The sequence below is a fragment of the Pseudomonas sp. AAC genome, assembly GCF_000725445.1.
Taxonomy (GTDB): Bacteria; Pseudomonadota; Gammaproteobacteria; order Pseudomonadales; family Pseudomonadaceae; genus Pseudomonas; species Pseudomonas citronellolis.
On the sequence record NZ_KL647094.1, the window covers coordinates 59,892 to 85,154 of the forward strand.

The following is a 25,263-nucleotide window of genomic DNA, read 5'->3' on the forward strand; positions in this document are numbered from 1 at the left end:
CCCTGCGCGCGATTCGCGGGCAGGGCCCGCTTACGGTTCCAGGAAGCACGGGCGTAGGAGCAACTGTCTTGCCGGCTGCACCGAGATGCGCCTCAACGGATGGGTTGAGCCTTGGCGAAACCCATGCGGTCGTGGTGATGGGTATCGCTTCGCTCAACACCATCCTACGAAAAGCCATGCTCGCTCATGCGGTTGCGGACCTTGTCCGCGATTGGACTCACCGGCCACGCCGGACGCCCCGCTGGCACGGCCAGCTGTCCGAAATCCCCCGGGGGGCGCCGAAATCTTATAGATTCCGAGAGCGTTGTTATATTTAAGACAGCCGGCCAGGATTAAGCTACTGCCATCGCAGGGCATCGCGTGTGCGGCGCGGCCCCTGGCGATGCGACCTGGAGCGCCCGGCCCCTGCCGCCAGGGCATGAGGTAGAGGACAACAATAATGAAGATGTCCAGTGTGTACGAACCCGGTGGCGACGACGCCGAAGCCCCGGTGGTGAAGCCCGACCTGCGGGTGGGCTTCATTCTGATGAACCAGTTCACCCTGGTGCCCGTCGCCGGCCTGGTGGACTCGCTGCGCTTCGCCGCCGACAAGTCCTTCCGCAGCCAGCAGATCTTCTGCAAGTGGGACTGGATGACCTGCGACGACCAGCCGGTGACCGCCAGCTGCGGCATGCCGATCTCCCCGACCAAGCCGCTGAGCGTCATCGACCAGTACGACTACGTGGTGCTGGCCGGCGGCCTGCTGAGCGAGACGCGCAACCCGCCCGAATCCCTGCTGCAGCTGCTGCGCGAACTGCGCGCGGCCAAGACGCCGATCATCGGCCTGTGCTCAGGCTCCTTCGTGCTGGGCAAGGCCGGCCTGCTCGACGGCCGCCGCTGCGCCGTGCACTTCACCATCCGCGAGGAGTTCATGCAGCGCTTTCCCGAAGCGGAAGTGCTGGTGGACAAGAGCTACGTCGACGACGACGGCATCATCACCTGCCCCGGCGGCACCGCCATCGACCTGGCGGCCAAGCTGATCAGCCGCCACTGCGGGCTGATCCGCGCGCAGAAGGGCCTGGAATACCTGCTGGTGGACGACGAGGAAATCCAGCGCCAGGCCAGCGACGACAAGGCCCCGGTGACCGAGCTGCACGTCTACAAGAACGCCCTGGTGGAGCGCGCCATCGCCTACATGCGTAACCACATGGACTCGCCCACCTCGCTGCGCGAAGTGGCGGAAAGCATCGGCACCAACGAGCGCCAGCTGCACCGTGCCTTCATGTCCAGCACCAACGAGTCGCCCGCCCAGTACTGGCGCAAGCTGCGCCTGGACGAGGCGCGCAAGATGCTGATGAACACCGAGCTGCACGTCACCCAGATCGCCTACCTGACCGGCTTCTCCGACGCCTCGCACTTCATCCTCTGGTTCCGCAAGCAGTTCGGCGAAACGCCCTGCTCGTTCCGCAAGCGCCGCCACGACGTGGAAAAACTGATAAATTCCGGCCACTGAACGGCCCGCTCGCAGCGCCCTGCCGCCCCGGCGGCAGGCGCACGGCAACCCCGCATCTCATCCGCTCCCCCCACACAATCCCAGGGAAGGCCCCTGACGCCAGGCTCGGCGCCCGCCGAGCCACGCCCCGCCTCCCGCTTTCCGATCAAGGCACAGCATGACCACCGCCGCAGCGTCGCAACAAACCAAAGGCAACCTCCTGGGCATAGGCGCCATCCTGCTCTGGAGCACCATGGCCTCGCTCATGCGCCTGATGAGCGAGGCCTTCGGCCCCCTCGGCGGCGCCGCGCTGATGTACACGGTGGCCACGCTCTTCCTCGCCCTGCTGCTGGGCTGGCCTTCGCTGCGGCACTTCAGCCTGCGCTACCTGGTGGTGGTCGGGAGCCTGTTCGTCACCTACGAGATCGCCCTGTTCCTGGCGCTGGCCTTCGCCCAGAACCGCGCCCAGGCCATCGAGGTGGCCATGCTCAACCACCTGTGGCCCTGCCTGACCGTCCTGCTGGCCGCGCTGCTGCGGCTGCAGCGGGCCAGCCTCTGGCTGATCCCGGGGATGGCGCTGTCGCTGCTGGGAGTGGGCTGGATCCTCAGCGGCGGCCAGGGCCTGTCGGTGCAGAGCATCGCCCGCAACGCCGTGCAGAACCCGCTGAGCTACGGGCTGGGGGTCGGCTGCGCCTGCGTCTGGGCCCTGTACTGCTGCATCTCCAAGCGCATGGCGCCGACCAAGGACGGCACCGTGCCCTTCTTCGCCATGGCCAGCGCGGTGCTCTGGATCAAGTACGCCTTCAGCGACGAGTCCCTGGCCATGCCCGGCCTCGGCGGGGCCGGGCTGCTGGTGGCCACGGCGCTGGTCATCGCCCTGGGCTACGCGGCCTGGAACCAGGCGCTGCGCACCGGCAACCTGATGATGCTGGCCGCCACCTCCTACACCGCGCCGGTGCTGTCCTCGGCCTTCAGCTCGGTGATCCTCAGCACCGCCCTGGGCCTGAGCTTCTGGCAGGGCACGCTGATGGTGACCCTGGGTTCCCTGGTGTGCTGGTGGGCGTCGCGCAGCGGCTGATGCCCGCGCCCTGCCCGGCCGCCCGGCCGCGCACGTGCGCCAGCAGGGCCTGCAGCGGGTGCGGCAGGGCCTTGCCTTCCATGCGCTTGACCTGGCTGCGGCACGAGTAGCCGTCGGCCAGCAGGTTCGCCTCCACGCCATGCTCCGCGATCAACCGTCCCCAGGACTGCGCGTAGATGGCCCTGGAGGTCTGCAGGTTGCGCGTCTCGTGCCCATAGGTGCCGGACATGCCGCAGCAACCCGTGGCCAGCACCGTGAGCTCCAGCCCCAGCCGCTCGAACACCCGCTGCCACTGGCCGACGCTGGCCGGGGCGTTGGTCTTCTCGGTGCAATGGGCCAGCAGCCGGTAGCCGGGCCGCTCCGCCCCCGTCGGCGCTTGCGTCGCCGGCAGCACGTCGCACAGCCATTCCTGGATGAGTTGCACGCGGGGCGTGTCCTCGCCCAGCAGCTTGGCGTACTCCTGGCGGTACACCAGGGTCATGGCCGGGTCGAGGCCGACCAGGGGCACGCCGCACGCGGCCAGCGCCGCCAGCGCCCCGCCATTGCGCCGCGCGGCCTTCTCGAAGGCGCCGAGGAAGCCCTGCACGTGCAGCGGCTTGCCGTTGGCGGCGAAGGGCGCCAGGTACACGCGGTAGCCCAGGCGCGAGGCCAGCTCGATCCAGTCGATGGCCACCGCCGTCTCGAAGTAGCGGGTGAAGGCGTCCTGCACGAACACCACGCTGCGCTCGCGTTCGGCCGCCGACAGGCCAGCCAGGCGCCGGGGCGTCGCCAGTTGCACGTCCCAGCGCGCGCAGGCCGCGTCGAAGTCCTGGCGGCTGAGCAGCGGGCTGTCGACCATGCCCGCTACCCGGGCGAGGAACAGGCGCACCGGGGCGAAGTCCATCAAAGCGTTGTACAGCCGCGGGAAGCGGGCGAAGAAGGGAATGCTGAACTCCAGCGAGCCGATGAGGTAGTCCTTCAGCGGGCGCCCATAGCGGCCGTGGTACAGCTCCAGGAAGCGCGAGCGGAACTCCGGCACGTTGACCTTCACCGGGCATTGTCCTGCGCAGGACTTGCACGCCAGGCAGCCGGCCATGGCGTCGTACACCTGGTGGGAGAAGTCGCTTTCGCCCAGGCGCCGGGCCAGGGCATTGCGCAAGCGCCACAGCGGCGCCAGCGGCCGCCCGCCCCGGCGGATCGCCGCGCTCTGCGCCAGCACGTCGACGCCCTGCTCACCCTGCAGGCGCAGCCACTCGCGGATCAGCGAGGCGCGCCCCTTGGGCGATTGCGTGCGGTCGCGGGTGGCCTTCCACGAAGGGCACATGGCGTCGTCCGGGTCGAAGTTGTAGCAGGCGCCGTTGCCGTTGCACTGCACGGCCGTGTCGTAGCTCTGCCAGACGCGCTCGTCGATGCGGCGGTCCAGTTCGCCGCGCAGGGTCACCTCGTCCACGCCGGTCAGCCGTGCCTCCGGCAGGCTCGCCGGGGTGGCGATCTTCCCGGGGTTGAGCTGGTTCCACGGGTCGAAGGCCGCCTTCAGCGCCTGCAGCTCGGGGTACAGCTCGCCGAAGTAGGCCGGCGCGTACTCCGAGCGCAGGCCCTTGCCGTGCTCGCCCCAGAGCAACCCGCCGTACTTGCGCGTCAGGGCCGCCACGCCATCGGAGATGGGGCGGATCAGCGCGGCCTGGCGCGCATCCTTCATGTCCAGCAGCGGGCGCACGTGCAGCACGCCGGCGTCCACGTGGCCGAACATGCCGTACTGCAGGCCGTGGCCGTCGAGCAGGGCGCGGAACTCGGCGATGAAGTCCGCCAGGTGCTCCGGCGGCACCGCCGTGTCCTCGACGAAGGGCTGCGGCCGGGCCTGACCCTCGACGTTGCCGAGCAGGCCGACGGCGCGCTTGCGCATGGCGTAGACGCGCTTCACCGCCTCGTCGCCGATCGCCAGGGTATGCCCCAGGCGCTGCACGGAGGTGTCGCTGCGCAGGTGCTCGACGAAGGCGTGGACGCGCTGCTCCAGCTCGGACCAGTCGTCGCCGCTGAATTCGATCAGGTTGATGCCGAGGGTCGGCGCATCCGCATCCTCGGGGAAATACTCGGCCACGCCGTGCCAGACGATGTCGCGCATGGCCAGCAGCAGCACCTTGGAATCCACCGTCTCGATGGACAGCGGCCGCAGCGCCATCAGCGCCTTGGCGTCGCGCAGCGCGCTCATGAAGCTGGCGTAGCGCACGTTGACCAGCACCGAATGACGGGGGATCGGCAGCACGTTGAGCTTGGCTTCGACGATGAAGCCCAGGGTGCCTTCGGAACCGCACAGCACGCTGTTGAGGTTGAAGCGCCCGTCGGCCTCGCGCAGGTGCGCCAGGTCGTAGCCGGTCAGGCAGCGGTTGAGCCTGGGAAAGCCGGCGGCGATCAGCTCGGCCTTGCTGTCGGCGATGTCGCGCGCGCAGCGCAGCACCTCGGCGCGCCGGTCGCCGCGGGCGATCTGCGCCTGCAGCGCCGGTTCGTCCATGGCCGCGCTGTGCAGCACTTCGCCGCCCAGCAGCACGCTGTGCAGTTCCAGCACGTGGTCGCGGGTCTTGCCGTAGGTGCAACTGCCCTGCCCGCTGGCGTCGGTGTTGATCATGCCGCCGAGGGTGGCGCGGTTGGAGGTCGACAGCTCAGGGGCGAAGAACAGCCCGTGGGGGCGCAGCGCGGCGTTGAGCTGGTCCTTGACCACCCCGCCCTGCACCCGCACCCAGCGCCGCTCGGGGTCGATCTCGAGAATCCGCGTCAGGTGCCGGGACAGGTCGACGACTATGCCCTCGGTCAGCGACTGGCCGTTGGTGCCGGTGCCGCCGCCGCGCGGGGCCAGTACCACCTCGCGGAACTCGGCGCGGCCGGCCAGCTCGGCCAGGCAGACGACGTCCGCCGTATCCAGCGGGAACACCGCCGCCTGCGGCAGGCGCTGGTAGATGGAGTTGTCGGTGGCGAGCACCGTGCGCGTCGCCTGGTCCGGGGTGATCTCGCCGCGGAAGCCGGCGGCGCGCAAGCGCTCCAGGAACGCGCGATAGACCTTGGCGAGCCGGGGTTCGGCGGGGAGACGGGCGATCATCAGCGTTGCGCCCAGGCCTGGATCTCGATGCGGTAGTCGGGGCTGGCCAGCTGCGCGCCGACGCAGGCGCGGGCCGGCTGCAGCACGCCGCCGACCCAGGCGTCGTAGACCTCGTTCATGGCCGCGAAGTCCTGCATGTCGGCCAGCCAGATCTGCACCCGCAGCAGCCCTTCGCGGCCGACGCCGGCCTTGGCCAGCAGGGCGTCGAGCTGGGCCAGCACGTCGCGGGTCTGCCCGGCGATGCCCGCCGCGCAGTCGTTGGCCACCAGGCCCGAGGTTTCGATCCTGTCGCCGGCGATGACCAGTTTGCTGGCCCGGGGCGATGCGTCAATACGGGTAATCATGCTGCGCCGGCGCCTCAGAAGATCACGTAGGTCTTGCGGAAGGGTTCGCGGATGTCCCACACGCCTTCGCAGTTGGCCGGGAAGAACACCGCGTCGCCGGCGCGCAGCTCCAGCGGCTCGCCGCCGTCGGGGGTGAAGATGCACCAGCCGGAAACGACGTGGCTGAACTCGCGGTTCATGATGTGCCGGCGGAATACCCCCGGGCTGCTTTCCCAGACGCCCACCGAGGCGGAGGACGCCTCCAGGGTGACGTCCTGCCCCAGGCGGGCCTGGGCGACGAGGTCGCCGACCGGCAGCTTGGCCGGGGTCGGTTCGCCCATGGGCGATTGCGCGGCGTTCTTGATCAGGGTCGGTTTGACGGCCATGGGTTCGGTTCCTCTTCAAGGGGTGCCCGGGGCCTGCCCGGGCGGATTCGTAAGGGTTGCGCGCCGTCAGCTTTCCAGGCCGGCGCGGTGCTGGCCCCAGCACAGGCTGGCGTTGACGCCGAGGGACAGGAACGGCTGCGGCGGGTTGCGGCTGGGCCCCGCGCTGGCGAGCAGGAAGTCGATCAGTTCGTTGCGCTGGCCGGCCAGCCAGTCGGCCAGCAGCGTGCCGGTGCCGGTGCCGCGGGTGATGCCCAGGCCGTTGCAGCCCAGCGCGCCGTAGACGTTGGGCGCCAGCTCGCCGAAGTGGCCTGCGTGGTTGCGCGTCATGCCCATGGCGCCGCCCCAGGTGTAGTCGAACGCCACGCCCGGCAGCATCGGGAAGCGATGCTCGAAGGAGCGCCGCTGGGCCGCCGCGGCCCGTGCCAGCAGGCGCGCGTCGATCTTGCCGCTGGGGTTGAAGCTGAAGCTGTTGCGCACCAGCAGGCGCTGGTCCGGGGTACGCCGCAGGGTGCTACCGAAGGGGTCGGCGGGGATGATCCCCCAGACCGGCTTGCCGCCCAGCCGCGCCTGCTCTTCCACGCTCAGCGGGCGGGTCATGCTGGCGTAGGTGAACACCGGCAGCAGGCGCCCCTTGAGGAAGCCGAACTGGGTGGCGAAGGCGTTGTTGGCGAGCACCAGCTTGTCGGCAACCACGCTGCCCATGGCGTGGCGCAGGGTGATCGGCCCACGGTAGTCCACCTCGGTGACGGCGCAGCGCTCGAACAGCGAGACGTTGGCCGGCAGGCTGTCGGCCAGGCCCTTCACCAGGCTCGCCGGCTGCAACAGCAGGGTGCCGGGGGTGTACAGCGCGCGGCGGTAGAAGGAAGTGCCCAGGTGCGCGGGCAGCTCGTCGGCCTCGATGATCTGGTAGGCCTGGCCGAGCTTCTCCAGGCCGCTCTTGTAGGCTTCCAGCACCCGCAGGCCCTTGTCCTCCACCGCCGCCTGGTACTTGCCCACCGGCTTGAGCTGGCAGTCGATGCCGTGCCGCGCCACCAGCGAGGTGATCACGCCCTGGGCGAACAGGTTCAGCTTCAGGCTCATCCGCGCAATGGCCGGATCGCCGATGTAGTCGGGCGCACCTATGTCATGGGGCAGGTCGATGGCGAAACCGGAGTTGCGCCCGGACGAGCCGAAGCCCACCTCCTGGGCCTCCAGCAGCACGACCTCGTCGGCCGGGAAGTTCAACGCCAGTTGGCGCGCGGCGGCAAGCCCGGTCAGGCCCGCCCCGACCACCGCCCAGCGCACCCGCACCTGGCCGCCGCGGGCGGCCCGCGGGGTGCGCGGGGGGCTGAGGTGGAACCAGCCGCAGCCATTATCGTCAGCAGGGGTTTCTTGTATTTTCACGGTGTTCTGCTCTCACAACGGATGGCGAATTCTGGAGCGCGCGCCAGCCCGGCGCCTATAACGAAAAGGACGATTGCCAGCAGGTTTCCCCTCGCCCGCCCACGCCGGCCGTGCCCAGCTCCCCTGCCCGCCGATCCCGCGGCCGCGAACGTCCTATCACTTGTCCCGGTCGTTATATGGCAAGCCGGCGCGCGGGTGAGATAGTGGGCCGATCGAATCGAGAGCCAGGCACGCCGCGCGTGCCGCGGCAAAGGGGGTAATCATGCACAGCCTTGGCATACTGGGCGTGGGCGAGCTGACCGAGAAGGTCGTGCGCGGCCTGCGCCGCAGCGGTTTCGACGGGCGCATCCTGCTGTCGCCGCGCAACCACGAGCGCTCCGCCCAACTGGCCGCGGACTGCCGCGCGCAGGTGATGGACAGCAACCAGGCGGTGGTCGACGCGGCCGAACTGCTGGTCGTCGGCGTGCGCCCCGACGCCCTGGCGGCGCTGGCCGACGAGGTGCGGGTGCCGCCGGGGCGCAAGCTGGTTTCGCTGGTCGCCGGCGTCGGCCTGGGGCAACTGGCCGGGCACTTCCCCGGGGCCCGCTGCGTGCGGGCGATGCTTTCCTATGCGGCGCAGTTCAACCAGTCGACCGTGGTGGTCTGCCCGCCGGATGCGGCCACCGAGCGGGCGCTGCGAGCGCTCGGGCATCTGGTGGTGCTGCAGGAGGAAGCCGACTTCGAACTGGCCACCGTGGCCGCCTGCATGAACGGCTGGTTCTACTTCTTCCTCCACGACCTGCAGCAATGGCTGGTGGAAAAGGGCCTGCCCGCCGACAAGGCGCGCAGCCTGGTGCTGGACAACATGCAGGACTGCATCGCCAGCGCCCGCCACCATCCCGGCGTCGACCTCAGGACCCTCGGCCAGGCCATCGCCACGCCCGGCACCTACACCGCCAACGGGCTGGACATGCTCAACCACCTGCAGGCCAACGCCCACTGGGGCGCCGCTTGCGAAGTGGTGCTGGACGCGCTGCTGACCCGCTCGAGCGGGCCCGGCGCCTAGCGCCCCCGCCCGCGACCGTTTGGCGCAACGCCGCGCCCTTCGCGCCAGCGGGCCTATGCTCCACCGGGTGGCGCCGCGCCGCCGCCCAACCCTCCACTCCCCGAAATACCGAGGTAGCAAGCAAGATGGCCAAGGCCGCCGATGTGGTTGTGCAATGCCTGGAGAACGAAGGCGTCGAATATGTCTTCGGCATTCCCGGCGAGGAGAACCTCGACCTGCTGGAATCCCTGCGCAAGTCGACGATCAGGCTGGTGCTGACGCGCCACGAGCAGTCCGCCGGCTTCATGGCCGCCACCTACGGCCGCCTGACCGGCAAGACCGGGGTGAGCCTGTCGACCCTCGGCCCCGGCGCCACCAACCTGGTCACCGCCGGCGCCTACGCCTACCTGGGCGGCATGCCGATGCTGATGATCACCGGGCAGAAGCCGATCAAGAAGTCCAAGCAGGGCCGCTTCCAGATCCTCGACGTGGTCGGCATGATGCAGCCGCTGACCAAGTACACCCACCAGTTGGCCTCGGCCGACAACATCCCCTCCCGCGTGCGCGAGGCCTTCCGCCTGGCCGAGGAAGAGAAGCCCGGCGCCGTGCACCTGGAGCTGCCCGAGGACGTCGCCGCCGAGCAGACCGACAGCCTGCCCATCCCGCGCAGCCTGTCGCGCCGCCCGCTGGCCGAGCACAAGTCCATCGAGGCCGCGGTGGAGAAACTGCAGGCCGCGCGCAGCCCGATCCTGGTGATCGGCGCCGGGGCCAACCGCAAGATGACCGCCAAGGTCCTCAAGCAGCTGATCGACAAGACCGGCATCCCCTTCGTCACCACCCAGATGGGCAAGGGCGTGGTGGACGAGCGCCACCCGCGCTTCCTCGGCAACGCCGCGCTGTCCTCCGGCGACTTCGTGCACCGCGCGGTGGAGGCCGCCGACCTGATCGTCAACATCGGCCACGACGTGATCGAGAAGCCGCCGTTCTTCATGGTCCGCGGCGGCACCGAGGTGATCCACGTGAACTTCCGCTCGGCCGAGGTGGACCCGGTGTACTTCCCGCAGGTGGAAGTGATCGGCGACATCGCCAACGCCGTGTGGCAGATCGGCGAGGCGCTGCGCGACACCTCGCACTGGGACTTCGGCCGCCTGCTGGCGATCCGCGAGGCCAACGAGGCCCAGGTCGCCGAAGGCGCCGACGACGCCCGCTTCCCGCTGTACCCGCAACGCCTGGTGGCCGACGTGCGCCGCGCGCTGCCGTCGGACGGCATCGTGGCCCTGGACAACGGCATCTACAAGATCTGGTTCGCCCGCAACTACAAGGCGCACATGCCCAACACCGTGCTGCTGGACAACGCCCTGGCGACCATGGGCGCCGGCCTGCCCTCGGCCATGGCCGCGCACCTGGTGTACCCGCAGCGGCGCATCCTCGCAGTGTGCGGCGACGGCGGCTTCATGATGAACAGCCAGGAACTGGAAACCGCGGTGCGCCTGGAGATGAACCTCACGGTCGTCATCCTGCGCGACGACGGCTACGGGATGATCCGCTGGAAGCAGGCGAACATGGGCTTCAGCGACTTCGGCCTGGACTACGGCAACCCGGACTTCGTGCAGTACGCCCGGGCCTACGGCGCCCAGGGCCACCGGGTGGAAAGCGCGGAGGGCTTCCTGCCGCTGCTGGAGCGCTGCCTGAGCACGCCCGGGGTGCACGTCATCGACTGCCCGGTGGACTACTCGGAGAACGACCGCATCCTCAACATCGAGCTCAGAACCCGCAGCTCGGAAGTCTGACCCCCATGGACGCAGCGGCCCGCCCCGGGCCGCTGGCCAGCCTTCGCCCACTCGAATCCACAGGAGCATTGCATGCAACTGAAAGACCCTTCGCTCTTCCGCCAGCAGGCCTACATCGACGGCGCCTGGGTGGACGCCGACAACGGCCAGACCCTCAAGGTCAACAACCCGGCGACTAACGAGATCATCGGCAGCGTGCCGAAGATGGGCGCCGCCGAGACGCGCCGCGCCATTGAGGCCGCCGACCGCGCCCTGCCGGCCTGGCGCGCGCTGACCGCCAAGGAGCGCGCCAACAAGCTGCGCCGCTGGTTCGAACTGATGATCGAGCACCAGGACGACCTGGGCCGCCTGCTGACCCAGGAACAGGGCAAGCCGCTGGCCGAGGCCAAGGGCGAGATCGCCTATGCCGCGTCCTTCTTCGAATGGTTCGGCGAGGAAGCCAAGCGCGTCTACGGCGACATGATCCCCGGCCACCAGCCGGACAAGCGCCTGATGGTGATCAAGCAGCCCATCGGCGTCACCGCCGCCATCACCCCGTGGAACTTCCCCTCGGCGATGATCACCCGTAAAGCCGGCCCGGCCCTGGCCGCCGGCTGCACCATGGTGCTCAAGCCCGCTTCGCAGACGCCGTATTCCGCCCTGGCCCTGGCCGAGCTGGCCGAGCGCGCCGGCATTCCGAAAGGCGTGTTCAGCGTGGTCACCGGCAGCGCCGGCGAAGTCGGCGGCGAGCTGACCGGCAACCCCATCGTGCGCAAGCTGAGCTTCACCGGCTCCACCGAGATCGGCCGCCAACTGATGGCCGAGTGCGCCCAGGACATCAAGAAGGTCTCCCTGGAACTGGGCGGCAACGCGCCCTTCATCGTCTTCGACGACGCCGACCTGGACGCCGCCGTGGAAGGCGCGCTGATCTCCAAGTACCGCAACAACGGCCAGACCTGCGTCTGCGCCAACCGCCTGTACATCCAGGACGGCGTGTACGACGCCTTCGTCGAAAAACTCAAGGCGGCGGTCGCCAAGCTGAACATCGGCAACGGCCTGGAGCAGGGCATCACCACCGGCCCGCTGATCGACGCCAAGGCCGTGGCCAAGGTCGAGGAACACATCGCCGACGCGGTGAGCAAGGGCGCGAAAGTGGTCGCCGGCGGCAAGCCCCACGCCCTGGGCGGCACCTTCTTCGAGCCGACCATTCTGGTCGACGTGCCGAAGGACGCTGCCGTCGCCAAGGAAGAGACCTTCGGCCCGCTGGCGCCGCTGTTCCGCTTCAAGGACGAGGCCGAGGTCATCGCCATGGCCAACGACACCGAGTTCGGCCTGGCCTCCTACTTCTACGCCCGCGACCTGGGCCGCGTGTTCCGCGTGGCCGAGGCCCTGGAATACGGCATGGTGGGCATCAACACCGGGCTGATCTCCAACGAGGTGGCGCCCTTCGGCGGCATCAAGGCTTCGGGCCTGGGCCGCGAAGGTTCCAGGTACGGCATCGAGGACTATCTGGAAATCAAATACCTGTGCCTGAATATCCAGTGAGCCTTCGGCACAAGTTCAGCTGACAACTTTCCGCCAGTGGCGCACCGGGAGTCGCCACTGGCGTTTTTTATTTTCGGGCCGCCGTTTTCAATATCGCATTAATTGTCTTTGTTCTTATATCCCGCACTCACGCCTCGCTGAATCATGCCCTCTCCCGCCGAACCAACGGCAGACAAACCGAGGAACTTGCCCATGCCCGTAATCCGCGTCACCTGGTTCAATGACAAGAGCGACTCCGTGAAGGCGGAAGTCGCCGCGGAGTTCACCCGCGTACTGGCCGAGAAGACCGGCATGGACAGCCAGTGGATCCACGTCGTCTTCGAGAACGTCAGCCCCTGCGACTGGGCGGTGGCCGGCGAGCTGTTCGCCCGGCCCGGCGAGGATCCGGCCTAGCGGGTTGCGCCGCGGCGCCCGGCGTCGCGGCGCCCTTCCCGCCCCCCTGCAGGCCCCGCCCGGCGCGGCCTGCAGCCCGCGAGCCAGAGCGCCCGCGGCCCTCCAGAAGGAATCTCCTATAAGTAGTCAGGCCTGTTATATGGCCGCCAAAGCCCTCGGTGAGATAGTGCTGACCAGGCTGTGGTTCGTATCTGTACGCCAGGAAAAGAAAGGATGCAGGGCCGCGCCGGCAAGCGTCGGCGCGACTTCCCGTGGCCGTGCCGGGCCGATGCACTCGTGCAGATAAAGCCACTGAACAATTCCAACAAGAAACAGCTGTTTGTTCCGCCGGCAAGCCTTGTCCGGCCCCCCATGGACAAGCATGCTGAGCGCTGACGGAGGCTCCATGTCCAACAATCACAAGATTTCATTGGAAGATGCATCGCTGAACAGCTTCCACAAGAAGCTGGCGATCTATTCTTCCGGCGCCCCATTCCTCGACGGCTACATACTGAGCATCATCGGCGTGGTGATGGTGCAACTGAGCCAGGCGCTGCAGCTGAGTTCGTTGCAGGAAGGCATGATCGCCGCGGCCTCGCTGGTGGGCATGTTCTTCGGCGGCTTCGTCGGCGGCCTGTTCACCGACCGGCTCGGGCGCAAGACGCTGTACGTGCTGGTGCTGGTGGTCCTGGCACTGTTCTCCCTGTGCCAGTTCTGGGTCGCCTCCGCCTGGTCGCTGATCGCCCTGCGCCTGATGCTCGGCGTCGCCATCGGCGCCGACCACCCGCTGGCCACTTCCCTGCTGGCCGAGTTCCTGCCGAAGAAACAGCGCGGCTCCATCCTCGCCAGCCTGGTGATGATGTGGTTCGTCGGCGCCGCCGTGGCCTACATCGCCGGCGAGCTGATCCTGCGCAGCGCCGGCCCGGACGCCTGGCGCTGGGCCCTGGCCAGCGCGGTGGTGCCGGCGGTGCTGTTCCTGGTCATGCGCGCCGGCACCCCCGAGTCGGCCCGCTGGCTGCTGAGCAAGGGCCGCGTGCAGGAGGCCGACCAGGTGATCAAGAAGGTCTATGGCGAGCAGTACTCGGTGCGCAACCTGCCGGAGAAGACCCCGGAGCAGCACGTCTCGGTCTGGTCGCTGTTCCACTCCAACTACGGCAAGCGCATCTTCTTCGTCAGCATCTTCTGGACCTGCTCGATCATCCCGCAGTTCGCCATCTACGCCTTCGCCCCGAAAATCCTCAGCACCATGGGCCTGACCGGCGAGCTGGCGGCCTGGGGCGCGGTGGCCATCACCGTGATGTTCGTCTTCGGCTGCCTGCTGGGCGTCCGCCTGATCAACCCGCTGGGCCGGCGCAACATGCTCATGCACAGCTTCCTCTGGTCGGGCCTGGCCCTGTTGCTGCTGGGCCTGTGCCCGGACGGCGCGGCCCTGCTCACGCTGGTGCTGTTCGGCAGCTACGCGCTGTTCATCGGCGGCGCCCAGGTGCTGCAGTACGTGTACCCCAACGAGCTGTTCCCCACCTCCATCCGCGGTTCGGCGGTGGGCCTGGCGACCTCGCTGTCGCGCATCGGCGCGGCCGTCGGCACCTACCTGGTGCCCCTGTCGCTGGACGGCATCGGCATCGCCAACACCATGTTCGTGGCCTTCGGCGTCTCCATGGTGGGCCTCTTCGTCACCTGGCTGATGGCCCCGGAAACCCGTTCCCTGGACCTGCACCAGGCCAGCTCGCTCAGCTACTGAACCCGGCCGACAGGCAGCACGGGCCCGCGCATGGCGGGCCTCCTGCCGTCGGACGGAACCTCGACCCCGGGCCCCGCCCGCAGACGTACAGGTAGAAAAGATGGCATTCAAGAGAACGATCCACGCGGTGGACACCCACGCCGGCACGCCCATGCGCGTCATCACCGGCGGCGTCCCGCACATCCCCGGCAACAGCGTCTACGAGAAGATGAAGTGGCTGGAGGAAAACGACGACCAGTTGCGCAAGCTGATGCTGCGCGAGCCGCGGGGCTACCCGGCGCACTGCTGCAACATCATAGTGCCGCCGACGCACCCGGAAGCCGACGCCGGCTACATCATCATGGAGCAGATCGAGTACCCGGTGATGTCCGGCGGCAACACCATCTCGGTGGTGACCGTGCTGCTGGAGATGGGCATGCTGCCGATGCGCGAACCGGTCACCGAACTGGTGCTGGAGGCCCCCGCCGGGCTGATCCGGGTGAAGGCCGAGTGCAAGGACGGCAAGGTCAGGGGCGTCACCTTCCAGAACGTGCCGGCCTTCGCCGCGCACCTGGACGCGACCATCGACGTGCCGCACCTGGGCAAGGTCAAGGTCGACGTGGGCTGGGGCGGGATGTTCTACGTCATCGCCGACGTCCGCCAGTTCAAGGGCCTGGAACTGATCCCGCAGCACGGCGCCGAGATCGCCCGCATCTCCTCGATGATCCGCCAGGCGGCCATCGAGCAACTGCCGGTGGCGCACCCCGACTACCCGGGCATCGGCATCACCATCTCGCAGCTGTCCGGGCCCAGCGACGACCCCAGGGCCGACTGGAAGAACGTGGTGACCATGGCCTCGGGCGAGTTCTCCTGGGACGACCCGGCGACCTGGACCGGCGCGCTGGACCGCTGCCCCTGCGGCACCGGCACCTGCGCCAAGATGGCCACCCTGCACGCCAAGGGCGAGCTGCCGCTGGACCGGGACTTCCGCCACCAGGGCATCGTCGGCAACATCTACACCGGCCGGCTGATCGAGGAAGCCCGCATCGGCGAGCGCAAGGCGGTGGTCCCCACCATCACCGGCAAGAGCTGGATCTACGGAATCAACACCTTCGTGCTGGACCACGACGATCCCTTCACCGAGGGCTTCACCATAGGTGACATCTGGGCTTGAGTGCCCCCGTCGTTCATGCTCCACCCCGAGGGCGCCTTCCCAGCCGAAGGCGCCCTCGGCGTTTTTCAGCCAGGCATCCAGGAGGATGGAAGAATGCAAATGATCGACGCCGCGCAGATCCGCGCGTTGCTGGACTGGGAAGGCGTGCTGCAGGCGCTGCAGCAGGCGCACCTGGGCGCGCGCCCCGCCGGCGACAGCTACTTCATCGGCGACGCCGAATACGGCCTGTTCAGCCGCGGCGTGGTGCTGCCCGGCTACGGCGCCGGGGTGAAGGTCTGCTCCATCTACCCCGCCGGCAACGCCGCGACGCCGCCGGTGCCGACCGAGCAGGCGGCCTTCATCGTCATCGACGAGGCCACCAAGGCCATCGCCGCCATCCTCGACGGCCCCGAGATCACCCGCTGGAAAACCGCCGCGGATTCGGCGCTGGCCGCCCGCAAGCTGAGCCGCGAGGACAGCGCCGTGCTGCTGGTCATGGGCGCCGGGCCCATCGCCCAGGCCCTGGCGGACGCCTACCTGCACATCCGCCCATCCCTCCGCGAGGTGCTGCTGTGGAACCGCACGGCCGCGAAGCTCATGGCGACCTGCGCCGAACTCCAGGCCAGGGGCGTGAACGCGCGGATCGTCGACGACCTCGACCCGGCCGTGGCCCGCGCCGACATCATCGCCTCCGCCACCAGCGCCCCCACCCCGCTGATCCGCGGCGAACTGGTGCGCCCCGGCACCCACCTCGACCTCGTCGGCGGCTACCGCGCGGACATGCGCGAGGCGGACGACCAGGCGGTGGCCAACGCACGTATCTTCGTCGACGACCAGGGCAGCGCGGCCTGCGCGGGCGACATCCTGGGGCCGCTGCAGGCCGGCGTCATCCAGCCCGGGCAGATCGAGGGCGATCTCTACGACCTGTGCCAGCGCTCCCCCTTCGCCCGCGCCGCCACGGACCGCACGCTGTACAAGAACGCCGGCGGCGCCCACCTGGACCTGGTCGTCGGCCAGTACGCCCTGAGCCGGCTGAAAGCCCAGGCGAAGGGCCTGGGTGCATAGGGCGGAGTCCGCTCGGTTCCAGGAAGCACGGACGTAGGAGCAACAGTCTTGCCGGCTGCGCCGAGGCGCTCTTCGTAGGATGGGTTGAGCCTTGGCGAAACCCATGCGGTCGGGGTGATGGGTATCGCTTCGCTCAACACCATCCTACGCGGCGTCATATTTGCCGGAAGGTGTAGGAGCAACTGTCTTGCCGACTTTGCCGAGATGCTCTTCGTAGGACGGGTTGAGCCTTGGCGAAACCCATGCGGTCGTGGTGATGGGTATCGCTTCGCTCAACGCCATCCTACGCGGCGTCATAGTTGCCGGAAGGTGTAGGAGCAACTGTCTTGCCGGCTGCGCCGAGGCGCTCTTCGTAGGATGGGTTGAGCCTTGGCGAAACCCATGCGGTCGGGGTGATGGGTATCGCTTCGCTCAACACCATCCTACGGGGTGGTTTGCCGGCGGGCGTAGGAGCGGACTCTGTCCGCGATTGGACTCACCGGCCACGCCGGTCACCCTGGTGGCACGGCTAACGGCGGATAACCGTGATCAGGATGACTCAGCATTCACCGTCCACTCCGAACGGCCCCCTCTCCCTTTGGGAGAGGGTTGGGGTGAGGGGCGGAGCCAGTATTGGAACACCTTCGCTGAACCAGGGCAGCGCTTGAATGAACAGCATTACGGGCGCAAAGGGACTCGAGCTCCCGAGCAGACTCAGCGCACCGCCGCCACCCCCTGGCTGCGCGGGTTCGGCAGCTCCCGCGCATTGACCATGGCCTCCGCCAGCCGGCGGAAGGTCACGGTGCCCAGCGGCTTCCCGCCCGGCGAGACCACCGTGACGTCGCCGTCCGGCGCCAGCGCCAGCGTGCGCACCGCCTCCTCCACCGTGGTGCCGGCGGGGATGGTCATCCCGCTCGCAGCGGCGCCCGCGCGCGCCGGCGTCATCACCGCCTCGACGTGCAGCACCCGGCCGCGGTTGACCTCCTTGACGAAGTTCGCCACGTAGTCATCCGCGGGGCGCAGGACGATGTCCTGGCTGCTGCCCTGCTGGATGACCTGGCCGTCGCGCAGGATGGCGATCTGGTCGCCCAGGCGCAGGGCCTCGTCGAGGTCGTGAGTGATGAATACTATGGTCTTCCTGATCTCCTTCTGCAGGTCCAGCAGCACGCTTTGCATGTCCATGCGGATCAGCGGGTCGAGCGCCGAATAGGCCTCGTCCATCAGCAGCACGGGCGCGTCGTTGGCCAGCGCGCGGGCCAGGCCCACGCGCTGCTGCATGCCGCCGGACAACTGGTTGGGGTACTTCTTCTCGAAGCCCTTGAGCCCCACTCGCTCGATCCAGCGCATGGCGATGTCCAGGCTCCTGGCGCGGGGCAGCTTCTGGATGTCCAGGCCGTAGACGGTGTTCTCGATCACGTTGCGGTGGGGCAGCAGCGCGAATTTCTGGAACACCATCGCGGTCTGCTGGCGGCGGAACCCGCGCAGCTCGGCCTGGCTCATCTTGACCACGTCCACGCCGTTGACCAGCACCTCGCCCGCGGTCGGGTCGATCAGCCGGTTGATGTGGCGGATCAGCGTGGACTTGCCCGAGCCGGACAGCCCCATGATCACCTGGATGCAGCCCCCCGGCATGTCCAGGTTGATGTCCTTCAGGCCCAGGACGTGGCCGAAGCGCTCCATCAGCTCGGTCTTGCCCATGCCCTGCTTCACCGCCTCGACGTGGGCCGCCGCGTCCGGGCCGAAGATCTTGTAGAGATTGCGGATGCTGATGCCGTCGAACTGCCGCTCAGCCATGGACCACCTCCAGGTGTTTCTGCAGCCGCTGCCCGTAGGCCTGGCTGATCCGGTCGAAGATGATGGCGATGCCGACGATCGCCAGGCCGTTGAAGATGCCGAGGGTGAAGTACTGGTTGGCGATCGCCTTCAGGACCGGCTGGCCGAGGCCCTGCACGCCGATCATCGAGGCGATGACCACCATGGCCAGGGCCATCATGATCGTCTGGTTGATGCCGGCCATGATGGTCGGCAGCGCCAGGGGCAGCTGGACGTTCCGCAGCTTCTGCCAGCTGGAAGAACCGAAGGCGTCGGCCGCCTCGAGCACGTCCTTGTCCACCAGGCGGATGCCCAGGTTGGTCATGCGGATCATCGGCGGGATGGCATAGATGACCACCGCTATCAGCCCCGGCACCCGGCCGATGCCCAGCAGCATGACCACGGGGATCAGGTAGACGAAGCTGGGCATGGTCTGCATCACGTCGAGCACCGGGTTAACCAGGCGCTGGAGGCGTTCCGAGCGCGCCATCAGGATGCCGATCGGCAAGCCCATGGCGATCGATAGCACGGTGCAGACGAAGATCATCGATACCGTGCGCATGGAGTCGTCCCACATGCCGAAGTAACCGATCGCCAGCAGGGTGGCGAGCGCGCCCAGCACCACCTTCAGGCTGCGGCTGGCGACCCAGGCGATGGCCAGGACGATGAGAACGATGATCGGCCAGGGCGTCTGCGTCATGAAACGCTCGGACAGCAGCAGGAACTTCTGCAGGGGGGCGAAGAAGTTCTCGATGCTATCGCCATGGCCACGGGTGAACGAACGGAAGCCCTCGTCGATGACCTGCTTGAGGCTGCGCAGGGAGTCATCGTCCATCTGGGGAAAATCCTGAAACCAGCTCATGTGATTGCCCTTTTCCGATATGCCGGGCTCATTCTTGTTTTCTCCCGGCCGAGAGGGCGCAGCGCAATGGTACGCACCGCGCCATGCTGCGCATTACAGAGCTGACTTGATCTTCTCGGCAGCGTCAGCGTCGACCCACTTCACCCAGACATCCGGGTTCCTCTTCAGGAACGCCTTGGCGCCGTCTTCGCCGGTGGCCTGGTTGTCCGCCATCCAGGCCAGCATCCGGTTGACCAGCGCATTGGGCCAAGAGCGGGTCGAGAGGTACTTGTAGGCGGGGCCGGCGTGCTCCGCGAATGTCCTGGTCACGATGGTGTTGACCTCATCGGCCGGCCATTCATTGGGTTTCGGGTCCGGGCACTTCTCCACTTTGTTGCAACGGTTCCACTCGGCCTCGTCGTAGGGAACGCCCGAGGACAGTCGCACCATTTCATATTTGCCAAGCAGCGAAGTGGGTTCCCAGTAGTAGCCGATCCAGCCCTTCTTGCGCTCGTAGGCATGGATGAGAGAGCCGTCGTGGCCGGCCGCCGAGCCGGTGTCCACCAGGTTGAAGCCGGCGTCCCTGGCCTTGTAGGCCTTGTAGTACTGGCTGGCGATGACGGTGCCGCCCCAGCCCTGCTGCCCCGCGGACCAGGCGCCTTTCGACGGGTCTTCCGGGTCGGGGAAGAGTTCGGGGTGCTTCAAGGCATCGGCGATGGTCTTGATGTCGGGATGGGCATCGACGATGAACCTGGGAATGTAGATGCCCTGCACGCCGCCTTCGGTGAAGGCCTTGCCGGCGATCAGCAGCTTCCCTTCCTGGATGTTCTTCTGCGTGATGGGCGGCCGCAGGCTGGTCCAGGATTCGGGCGCCACGTCCGGCTTGCCCTTCTCCGCCATCGAGGTCAGGGTCGGCACGGTATCGCCCAGCACGATGCTGGCATCGCAGCCATAACCGTTCTGCAGAATGAACTTGTCCACCTCGGCGAGCAGCTCGGCGGAGGCCCAGTTCATGCTCGCGATCGTCACCGTGCCGCACTCCGCCGCCTGGGCAAGCGGCGCGAACCCGGCCAGGCCCAACAATAGCGGCGTGCAGGACAGCAGCGCTTTCATCGCGTGCGCCCCCTTACCTGCGGCACCGGCTCCTTGTGCAAAATCCAGGGTCATTTGTTTTGTTGTTTTCATTTACGACCACCCTCTTCTAGTTTCCGAAAGAGCACTTGGGGAACAACTTCACAAGCCACAGCGCCGGCCGCATTCGCTTGGCGCAAACCAGGCATTCCCGGGCCAAGCACTGATGTAACGGCTGACTTTCGATTGGAGTCCATCGACGGGCCGAGCGACCCGCCCCGCTCACGAAATCCTGACCGGAATCGATTCTGAGGCGGCCAGGGCTACGCGGCCTATAAGGAAAAGGACGATTGCCGGCAGAATTCGCACATTGCACCGTGCTGCAGGCCAGATGCGGGGGGCCTGCGGGCGTCGTGGCGCAGTGGCTGCGGTTTGTATGTAAACCCGCTGGGAAGCTCTACTCGCACGATCATCAGTCGAGCAAGACGCTCGAGCATCTTGTTCAGGTAGCTTTCGGCCGCACGCTCATTGCGCTTGGCTGGTAGCTACGCTTCGGCCCCTGGTCGACGATGTATCAACGGTTCCGTGATTGGCGAGACGAGGGCACGTTTGACCGAGTACTTGAGCGATTGCATGTCCGGTCGAATCAGGAAGGTCTGTTTGATCTGGACACCTGGATGATCGACTCCAGCGCAGTGCGTGCAACCCGAGCCTCTTCAGGCGCCGGGAAAAGGGGGCCGGAAGAGCCGCCAGATCATGCGTTGGGGCGTAGCCGAGGTGGCCTGACCACCAAGATTCAATGGCAATCGCCAGTTCGGCCCTGGGAACCTCCATTGCGATCCTGGTACTTAGCGAGCGCTGCTCGAAAGCTCCGGTAATAATGCCCTGCGCTGCTCGATCCGATCCAGCACATCCAGCAAGTCGGGACGACGGACGTTGTAGATGGATACCGAGCCCAGGGTGGGGAGCACGTCCTTGCCGAAGATGCGCCGAATCTGCGAAAGCGTACTCTGCCACCCCTCCTTGAGCTCCAGTTCGCGGTGGCCAAGCCACTGCCGATACACCGATTCGAAGCTGCTTTCCGCAGCCAGGCACACAGCCCGGAACTTCTGCTTGCGATCGATCTTGGGATTGATGCCTTTCGCCAGCAACGCGCGCGCCTCGTCGCGCAACGCACGCGCTTCGAGAAGGCTGACCTCCGGATAGGTTCCGAAGGACATGCGCTGCTGCTTGGCAGCCCAGTAGTAGCGGAAATGCCAGGACCTGTTGCCCTTGGCGGACACGGCCAGGGACAGGCCGTCGAAATCAGGAAGGGTGTAGTCCTTGCCGGTAGCCCGGGCTTGCCGGACGACGATGTCTTTGAGTGCCATGACCTGGCTCCTGAAAGAGAGTCAGGACCCGATGCTTGTCTCGCCGACCACGCTCCTCCAGCAGGAATCCGGAAAGCGCCCTCCCCCGAAAGCCTGTACTTGAAAATGGACTTGAAAGTCCTGGCTGGGGGTGGATTCCAGTGGTTTTCGCCAGAACGAAAAAAGGGCCTTTCGGCCCTTTTTTCAGTGACTTGCAAATGCCAGTGGACATCTGCAGATCGATATTTGGAGCGGGAAACGAGACTCGAACTCGCGACCCCGACCTTGGCAAGGTCGTGCTCTACCAACTGAGCTATTCCCGCGTCGTGTTGACGGGCGCCATTCTATCTTTTTCTGGAGCCTCGTCAACCCTTTGATTCAAAAAAAGTTATTTCTCTTTCGGGGTGGTGCTCAGGTGCGGCCAGGCGGCCAGCAGGTAGTGCAGCATGGACCACAGCGTCAGGGCCGCGGCGACGATCAGCAGCCCGTAGCCCAGCAGCACCCAGAAGGTGAACACCGGGGCGTTGGCCAGCAGGATCACCAGCGCGGCCATCTGCGCGGCGGTCTTCCACTTGCCCAGGTTGGATACCGCGACGTGGGCGCGGGCGCCCAGTTCGGCCATCCATTCGCGCAGCGCCGAGACCACGATCTCGCGGCCGATGATGATCACCGCCGGCAGCGTCAGCCAGAGGTTGGCGTGCTCTTCCACCAACAGCACCAGCGCCACCGCCACCATCAGCTTGTCCGCCACCGGGTCGAGGAAGGCGCCGAAGGGCGTGCTCTGCCCCAGCTTGCGCGCCAGGTAGCCGTCCAGCCAGTCGGTCGCCGCGGCCAGGGCGAAGACGGCACTGGAGGCCAGGTGGCTGCCCGGGAACGGCATGTAGAACAGCAGGATGAAGATCGGGATGAGCAGGACGCGTAGCAGTGTGAGCAGGTTCGGAATATTCATCGGGACCACTGGCCGGTGAGTTGAGCCCGGCATTCTACTCGCTGTGCAGGGCAGCATAAATCTGCTCGGCCAGCTTTTTGCTGATGCCCGGGGCCTTGGCGATCTCATCGATACTGGCGCGGCCCAGCTCCTGCAACCCACCGAAATGCTTGAGCAGCTCGCGGCGGCGCTTGGGCCCTACCCCCGGCACCTCTTCCAGGGTCGAGGTGCGCCGGGCCTTGCCGCGGCGGGCGCGGTGGCCGGTGATGGCGAAGCGGTGCGATTCGTCGCGGATCTGCTGGATCAGGTGCAGCGCCGGGGAATTCGCCGGCAGGGTGAATTCGTGCTCGGCCTCGTTGAGGTAGAGGGTCTCCAGGCCCGGCTTGCGCGTCACGCCCTTGGCCACGCCGAGCAGGATCAGCCCGCTCACCGCCAGCTCCTGGAGCACCTCCCGGGCCATGGCCAGTTGGCCCTTGCCGCCGTCCACCAGGAGGATGTCGGGCATCTTGCCCTCCCCCTCCTTCAGGCGGCTGAAGCGCCGCGTCAGGGCCTGGTGCATGGCGGCGTAGTCGTCGCCGCCAGTGATGCCCTCGATGTTGAAGCGGCGGTAGTCGGACTTCAGCGGGCCCTCGGGGCCGAACACCACGCAGGAGGCCACCGTGGCCTCGCCGCTGGAATGGCTGATGTCGAAGCACTCCAGGCGCTGCGGCGGCTCGTCCAGGTCCAGCGCCTCGGCCAGGGCCTCGAAGCGCGCGGCGACGTGCTGGCGGTTGGCCAGGCGCGCGGCCAGGGCCTGCTCGGCGTTGGTGATCGCCAGTTGCTGCCAGCGCGCGCGGGTGCCGCGCACCCGATGGCTGATCTCCAGTTCGCGGCCACGGGCGCTGGCGATGGCCTCGATCAGCACCGGGAAGTCCTCGTGCACGGCGTTGACGATCAGCTCCGCCGGCAGCTCGCGCTCGTGGTGGCTCAGGTAGTACTGGCCGAGGAAGGCCAGCAGCACCTCGTCGACCTCCTCTTCTATGCCCACCTGGGGGAAGAAGTTCTTGCTGCCCAGCACGCGCCCGCCGCGCACGCTGATCAGGTGCACGCAGGCGCCGCCGGGGTTGACCATGGCGGCGATGACGTCGACGTCGCCGTTGCCGCCCTCCATGCTCTGCTGGTCCTGCACGCGGCGCAGGATGGCCACCTGGTCGCGCAGCTCGGCGGCGCGCTCGAACTCCAGGCGCATGGCCGCCTGCTCCATGTCGGCGCTCAGCTCATCGGCCAGCTGGTTGCTGCGGCCTTCGAGGAACATCACCGAATGGCGCACGTCCTGGGCGTATTCCTCGGGGCCGACCAGGCCGACGCAGGGCCCCTTGCAGCGCTTGATCTGGTACTGCAGGCAGGGCCGGGTGCGGTTGCGGAAGTAGCTGTCCTCGCATTGCCGCACCAGGAAGGCCTTCTGCAGCAGGGCCAGGCTCTCGCGGATGGCGCCGGCGCTCGGGTAGGGCCCGAAGTAGCGGCCCTTGGCCTTCTTGGCGCCGCGGTGCAGGGCCAGGCGCGGGTATTCGTCCTCGCTGGACAGGTAGACGTAGGGGTAGGACTTGTCGTCGCGCAGGAGGATGTTGTACGGCGGCCGCCACTCCTTGATCAGCGTCTGCTCCAGCAGCAGCGCCTCGGTCTCGTTGGCGGTGATGGTGGTCTCGACCTGGGCGATGCGCGCCACCAGGGCGGCGGTCTTGGGCGCCAGGCCGGTCTTGCGGAAGTAGCTGGCCAGGCGCTTCTTGAGGTTCTTCGCCTTGCCGACGTAGAGCAGCTTGGCCTGCTCGTCGAACATCCGGTAGACACCGGGGCGGCCGCTGCAGGTGGCGAGGAAGGCCGCCGGATCGAACACCGCGCTCATCTAGTTGCTGGCATCCACCATGCCGTGGCGCACCGCCAGCAGCGCCAGCTCGACGTCGCTGGTGATGGAGAGCTTCTCGTAGATGCGGTAGCGGTAGGTGTTCACCGTCTTGGGCGACAGGCAGAGCTTGTCGGAGATGCTCTGCACCTTGTGGCAGTTGGCGATCATCAGGGCGATCTGGATTTCGCGCTCGGACAGCGAGTCGAACGGCGAACCGCCCTTCTCCGGCTCGAAGGACTTCAGCGCCAGGCTCTGGGCGATCTGCGGGCTGATGTAGCGCTGCCCGGCGAAGACCTGGCGGATGGCCTGGACCATTTCCTCAAGCGCCGCGCCCTTGGTCAGGTAGCCGGAGGCGCCGGCCTGCATGAGGCGGGTGGGGAACGGGTCTTCCTCGCAGACGGTCACGGCCAGCACGCGCACGTCCGGCTGGCTGCGCATCAGCTTGCGGGTGGCTTCGAGGCCGCCGATGCCGGGCATCTTCACGTCCATCAGGACGACGTCGGGCTTGAGTTCCCGGGCCAGCCGCAGGGCGTCCTCGCCGGATTCGGCCTGGCCCACCACCTGCAGGCCCTCGATGTCGGCCAGCATGCGGGTAATTCCGGTGCGCACCAGATCGTGGTCATCGACCACCAGCACCTTGATCACACAGCACCTCATGCATAACTAGAGTGGAATCCGGCGCTGTGCGCGCCATCGAATCCGCGAACCTTAACAGAAAGCGATGCCCTGACCTAGCTTGGAACACAGCTGTCAAATTGCAAGCGCCAACGAACCAGCAAGCACCCCCGAAGCGCCCGCGCCAAGCTGACCAGGCGCCGAGCGAAGCGTCAAGGATGGGCATCACGACCATTCTTTCGGCTGAGACCGGTTGTCGCGGGGCGAAGCGGGGCTGACAGTGCCAACCCAGGCATCGACGCACGCCGCCGCGGCCACGGCACATCCCCCGGCGCCGCCCTGACGGACGTCCGCCCGCGTTACAAAAGTGCCCGCCGTGCATCAACATGACGCACGACGAGCGCCGGACGTTACCGTTCGATGCCCA

At 67.4% G+C, this 25,263-nt stretch carries 19 protein-coding genes, 1 tRNA gene and 2 pseudogenes; 10 read left to right on the forward strand and 12 right to left on the reverse strand.

Features of this window, described 5'->3' with window-relative positions; genetic code table 11:
- Positions 1–439: 439 nt before the first annotated feature.
- Both FG99_RS00260 and yddG read left to right on the forward strand, forming a co-directional pair.
- The gene (locus FG99_RS00260) at positions 440–1,492 is read left to right on the forward strand and encodes a GlxA family transcriptional regulator (RefSeq protein ID WP_009619760.1); all 1,053 of its coding nucleotides are present in this window, start codon (positions 440–442) and stop codon (positions 1,490–1,492) included.
- Positions 1,493–1,649: 157 nt separating this feature from the next.
- Entirely contained in the window at positions 1,650–2,549 is a 900-nt protein-coding gene (gene yddG, locus FG99_RS00265; RefSeq protein ID WP_009619759.1) for an aromatic amino acid DMT transporter YddG, read from the forward strand.
- On the opposite strand, the gene FG99_RS00270 is transcribed toward yddG, so the two are convergent.
- The 4 genes from FG99_RS00270 to FG99_RS00285 form a co-directional block, all read right to left on the reverse strand.
- Positions 2,458–5,619, reverse strand: coding sequence for a D-2-hydroxyglutarate dehydrogenase YdiJ (locus FG99_RS00270; protein ID WP_043266500.1), 3,162 nt, complete (start codon positions 5,617–5,619; stop codon positions 2,458–2,460). The two genes, yddG and FG99_RS00270, sit on opposite strands and share 92 nt — an antisense overlap.
- Complete coding sequence (locus FG99_RS00275; RefSeq protein WP_009619757.1) at positions 5,619–5,963, reverse strand: RidA family protein; 345 nt, start codon at positions 5,961–5,963, stop codon at positions 5,619–5,621. The genes FG99_RS00270 and FG99_RS00275 overlap by 1 nt, the downstream gene beginning before the upstream one ends.
- A gap of 14 nt (positions 5,964–5,977) precedes the next feature.
- Positions 5,978–6,328 (reverse strand): cupin domain-containing protein, encoded by a 351-nt coding sequence (locus FG99_RS00280; protein WP_009619756.1) that lies wholly within the window; start codon positions 6,326–6,328, stop codon positions 5,978–5,980.
- A gap of 66 nt (positions 6,329–6,394) precedes the next feature.
- Positions 6,395–7,711, reverse strand: a complete 1,317-nt coding sequence (locus FG99_RS00285; RefSeq protein WP_043266502.1) for an NAD(P)/FAD-dependent oxidoreductase — start codon at positions 7,709–7,711, stop codon at positions 6,395–6,397.
- A gap of 262 nt (positions 7,712–7,973) precedes the next feature.
- Between FG99_RS00285 and FG99_RS00290 the strand changes: the two genes are divergently transcribed.
- The 7 genes from FG99_RS00290 (at position 7,974) to FG99_RS00320 (ending at position 16,359) form a co-directional block, all read left to right on the forward strand.
- The gene (locus tag FG99_RS00290) at positions 7,974–8,756 is read left to right on the forward strand and encodes an NAD(P)-binding domain-containing protein (RefSeq protein WP_043266504.1); all 783 of its coding nucleotides are present in this window, start codon (positions 7,974–7,976) and stop codon (positions 8,754–8,756) included.
- 125 nt (positions 8,757–8,881) lie between these two features.
- Entirely contained in the window at positions 8,882–10,525 is a 1,644-nt protein-coding gene (locus FG99_RS00295) for an acetolactate synthase large subunit (RefSeq protein WP_043266505.1), read from the forward strand.
- A gap of 72 nt (positions 10,526–10,597) precedes the next feature.
- Positions 10,598–12,049 carry an NADP-dependent succinate-semialdehyde dehydrogenase gene (gene gabD / locus FG99_RS00300; protein ID WP_043266507.1) on the forward strand — a complete coding sequence of 484 codons (1,452 nt, stop codon included), beginning with the start codon at positions 10,598–10,600 and terminating at the stop codon, positions 12,047–12,049.
- A gap of 192 nt (positions 12,050–12,241) precedes the next feature.
- The gene (locus FG99_RS00305) at positions 12,242–12,442 is read left to right on the forward strand and encodes a tautomerase family protein (RefSeq protein ID WP_009619751.1); all 201 of its coding nucleotides are present in this window, start codon (positions 12,242–12,244) and stop codon (positions 12,440–12,442) included.
- Positions 12,443–12,827: 385 nt separating this feature from the next.
- A complete protein-coding gene (locus FG99_RS00310) occupies positions 12,828–14,162 on the forward strand; it encodes an MFS transporter (RefSeq protein ID WP_043266509.1) in 1,335 nt (444 codons plus the stop codon).
- A 100-nt stretch (positions 14,163–14,262) separates the two neighbouring features.
- Positions 14,263–15,315 carry a proline racemase family protein gene (locus FG99_RS00315; protein WP_043266511.1) on the forward strand — a complete coding sequence of 351 codons (1,053 nt, stop codon included), beginning with the start codon at positions 14,263–14,265 and terminating at the stop codon, positions 15,313–15,315.
- A 93-nt stretch (positions 15,316–15,408) separates the two neighbouring features.
- Complete coding sequence (locus tag FG99_RS00320; RefSeq protein ID WP_043266513.1) at positions 15,409–16,359, forward strand: ornithine cyclodeaminase family protein; 951 nt, start codon at positions 15,409–15,411, stop codon at positions 16,357–16,359.
- A gap of 693 nt (positions 16,360–17,052) precedes the next feature.
- Here FG99_RS00320 and FG99_RS00325 read toward each other — a convergent pair.
- The 3 genes from FG99_RS00325 to FG99_RS00335 form a co-directional block, all read right to left on the reverse strand.
- Positions 17,053–18,132, reverse strand: a complete 1,080-nt coding sequence (locus FG99_RS00325) for a quaternary amine ABC transporter ATP-binding protein (protein WP_043266515.1) — start codon at positions 18,130–18,132, stop codon at positions 17,053–17,055.
- Positions 18,125–18,985 (reverse strand): ABC transporter permease, encoded by an 861-nt coding sequence (locus tag FG99_RS00330; protein ID WP_009619743.1) that lies wholly within the window; start codon positions 18,983–18,985, stop codon positions 18,125–18,127. The genes FG99_RS00325 and FG99_RS00330 overlap by 8 nt, the downstream gene beginning before the upstream one ends.
- A gap of 120 nt (positions 18,986–19,105) precedes the next feature.
- A complete protein-coding gene (locus FG99_RS00335; protein ID WP_197674176.1) occupies positions 19,106–20,176 on the reverse strand; it encodes an ABC transporter substrate-binding protein in 1,071 nt (356 codons plus the stop codon).
- 434 nt (positions 20,177–20,610) lie between these two features.
- Between FG99_RS00335 and FG99_RS32685 the strand changes: the two are divergent.
- Positions 20,611–20,859: pseudogene (locus FG99_RS32685) on the forward strand (IS5/IS1182 family transposase); the annotation flags it as partial.
- A gap of 81 nt (positions 20,860–20,940) precedes the next feature.
- On the opposite strand, the pseudogene FG99_RS00340 reads toward FG99_RS32685, so the two are convergent.
- The 5 genes and pseudogenes from FG99_RS00340 to uvrY form a co-directional block, all read right to left on the reverse strand.
- Positions 20,941–21,432, reverse strand: a pseudogene (locus FG99_RS00340) (tyrosine-type recombinase/integrase); the annotation flags it as partial.
- A 226-nt stretch (positions 21,433–21,658) separates the two neighbouring features.
- Positions 21,659–21,734 (reverse strand) — tRNA-Gly (locus tag FG99_RS00345).
- A gap of 65 nt (positions 21,735–21,799) precedes the next feature.
- Complete coding sequence (gene pgsA, locus FG99_RS00350) at positions 21,800–22,360, reverse strand: CDP-diacylglycerol--glycerol-3-phosphate 3-phosphatidyltransferase (protein WP_009619678.1); 561 nt, start codon at positions 22,358–22,360, stop codon at positions 21,800–21,802.
- A gap of 34 nt (positions 22,361–22,394) precedes the next feature.
- Positions 22,395–24,221: an excinuclease ABC subunit UvrC gene (gene uvrC, locus FG99_RS00355; RefSeq protein ID WP_043266521.1), complete on the reverse strand. Its 1,827-nt coding sequence runs from the start codon at positions 24,219–24,221 to the stop codon at positions 22,395–22,397.
- The gene (gene uvrY, locus FG99_RS00360; RefSeq protein WP_009619673.1) at positions 24,222–24,866 is read right to left on the reverse strand and encodes a response regulator transcription factor GacA; all 645 of its coding nucleotides are present in this window, start codon (positions 24,864–24,866) and stop codon (positions 24,222–24,224) included.
- Positions 24,867–25,263 lie beyond the last annotated feature (397 nt).

Coding starts and splice junctions, on each gene's coding strand:
- FG99_RS00260 (WP_009619760.1), top strand. CDS start 440: ATGAAGATGTCCAGTGTGTACGAACCCGGTGGCGACGACGCCGAAGCC.
- yddG (WP_009619759.1), top strand. CDS start 1,650: ATGACCACCGCCGCAGCGTCGCAACAAACCAAAGGCAACCTCCTGGGC.
- FG99_RS00270 (WP_043266500.1), bottom strand. CDS start 5,619: ATGATCGCCCGTCTCCCCGCCGAACCCCGGCTCGCCAAGGTCTATCGC.
- FG99_RS00275 (WP_009619757.1), bottom strand. CDS start 5,963: ATGATTACCCGTATTGACGCATCGCCCCGGGCCAGCAAACTGGTCATC.
- FG99_RS00280 (WP_009619756.1), bottom strand. CDS start 6,328: ATGGCCGTCAAACCGACCCTGATCAAGAACGCCGCGCAATCGCCCATG.
- FG99_RS00290 (WP_043266504.1), top strand. CDS start 7,974: ATGCACAGCCTTGGCATACTGGGCGTGGGCGAGCTGACCGAGAAGGTC.
- FG99_RS00295 (WP_043266505.1), top strand. CDS start 8,882: ATGGCCAAGGCCGCCGATGTGGTTGTGCAATGCCTGGAGAACGAAGGC.
- gabD (WP_043266507.1), top strand. CDS start 10,598: ATGCAACTGAAAGACCCTTCGCTCTTCCGCCAGCAGGCCTACATCGAC.
- FG99_RS00305 (WP_009619751.1), top strand. CDS start 12,242: ATGCCCGTAATCCGCGTCACCTGGTTCAATGACAAGAGCGACTCCGTG.
- FG99_RS00310 (WP_043266509.1), top strand. CDS start 12,828: ATGTCCAACAATCACAAGATTTCATTGGAAGATGCATCGCTGAACAGC.
- FG99_RS00315 (WP_043266511.1), top strand. CDS start 14,263: ATGGCATTCAAGAGAACGATCCACGCGGTGGACACCCACGCCGGCACG.
- FG99_RS00320 (WP_043266513.1), top strand. CDS start 15,409: ATGCAAATGATCGACGCCGCGCAGATCCGCGCGTTGCTGGACTGGGAA.
- FG99_RS00325 (WP_043266515.1), bottom strand. CDS start 18,132: ATGGCTGAGCGGCAGTTCGACGGCATCAGCATCCGCAATCTCTACAAG.
- FG99_RS00330 (WP_009619743.1), bottom strand. CDS start 18,985: ATGGACGATGACTCCCTGCGCAGCCTCAAGCAGGTCATCGACGAGGGC.
- FG99_RS00335 (WP_197674176.1), bottom strand. CDS start 20,176: ATGAAAACAACAAAACAAATGACCCTGGATTTTGCACAAGGAGCCGGT.
- pgsA (WP_009619678.1), bottom strand. CDS start 22,360: ATGAATATTCCGAACCTGCTCACACTGCTACGCGTCCTGCTCATCCCG.
- uvrC (WP_043266521.1), bottom strand. CDS start 24,221: ATGAGCGCGGTGTTCGATCCGGCGGCCTTCCTCGCCACCTGCAGCGGC.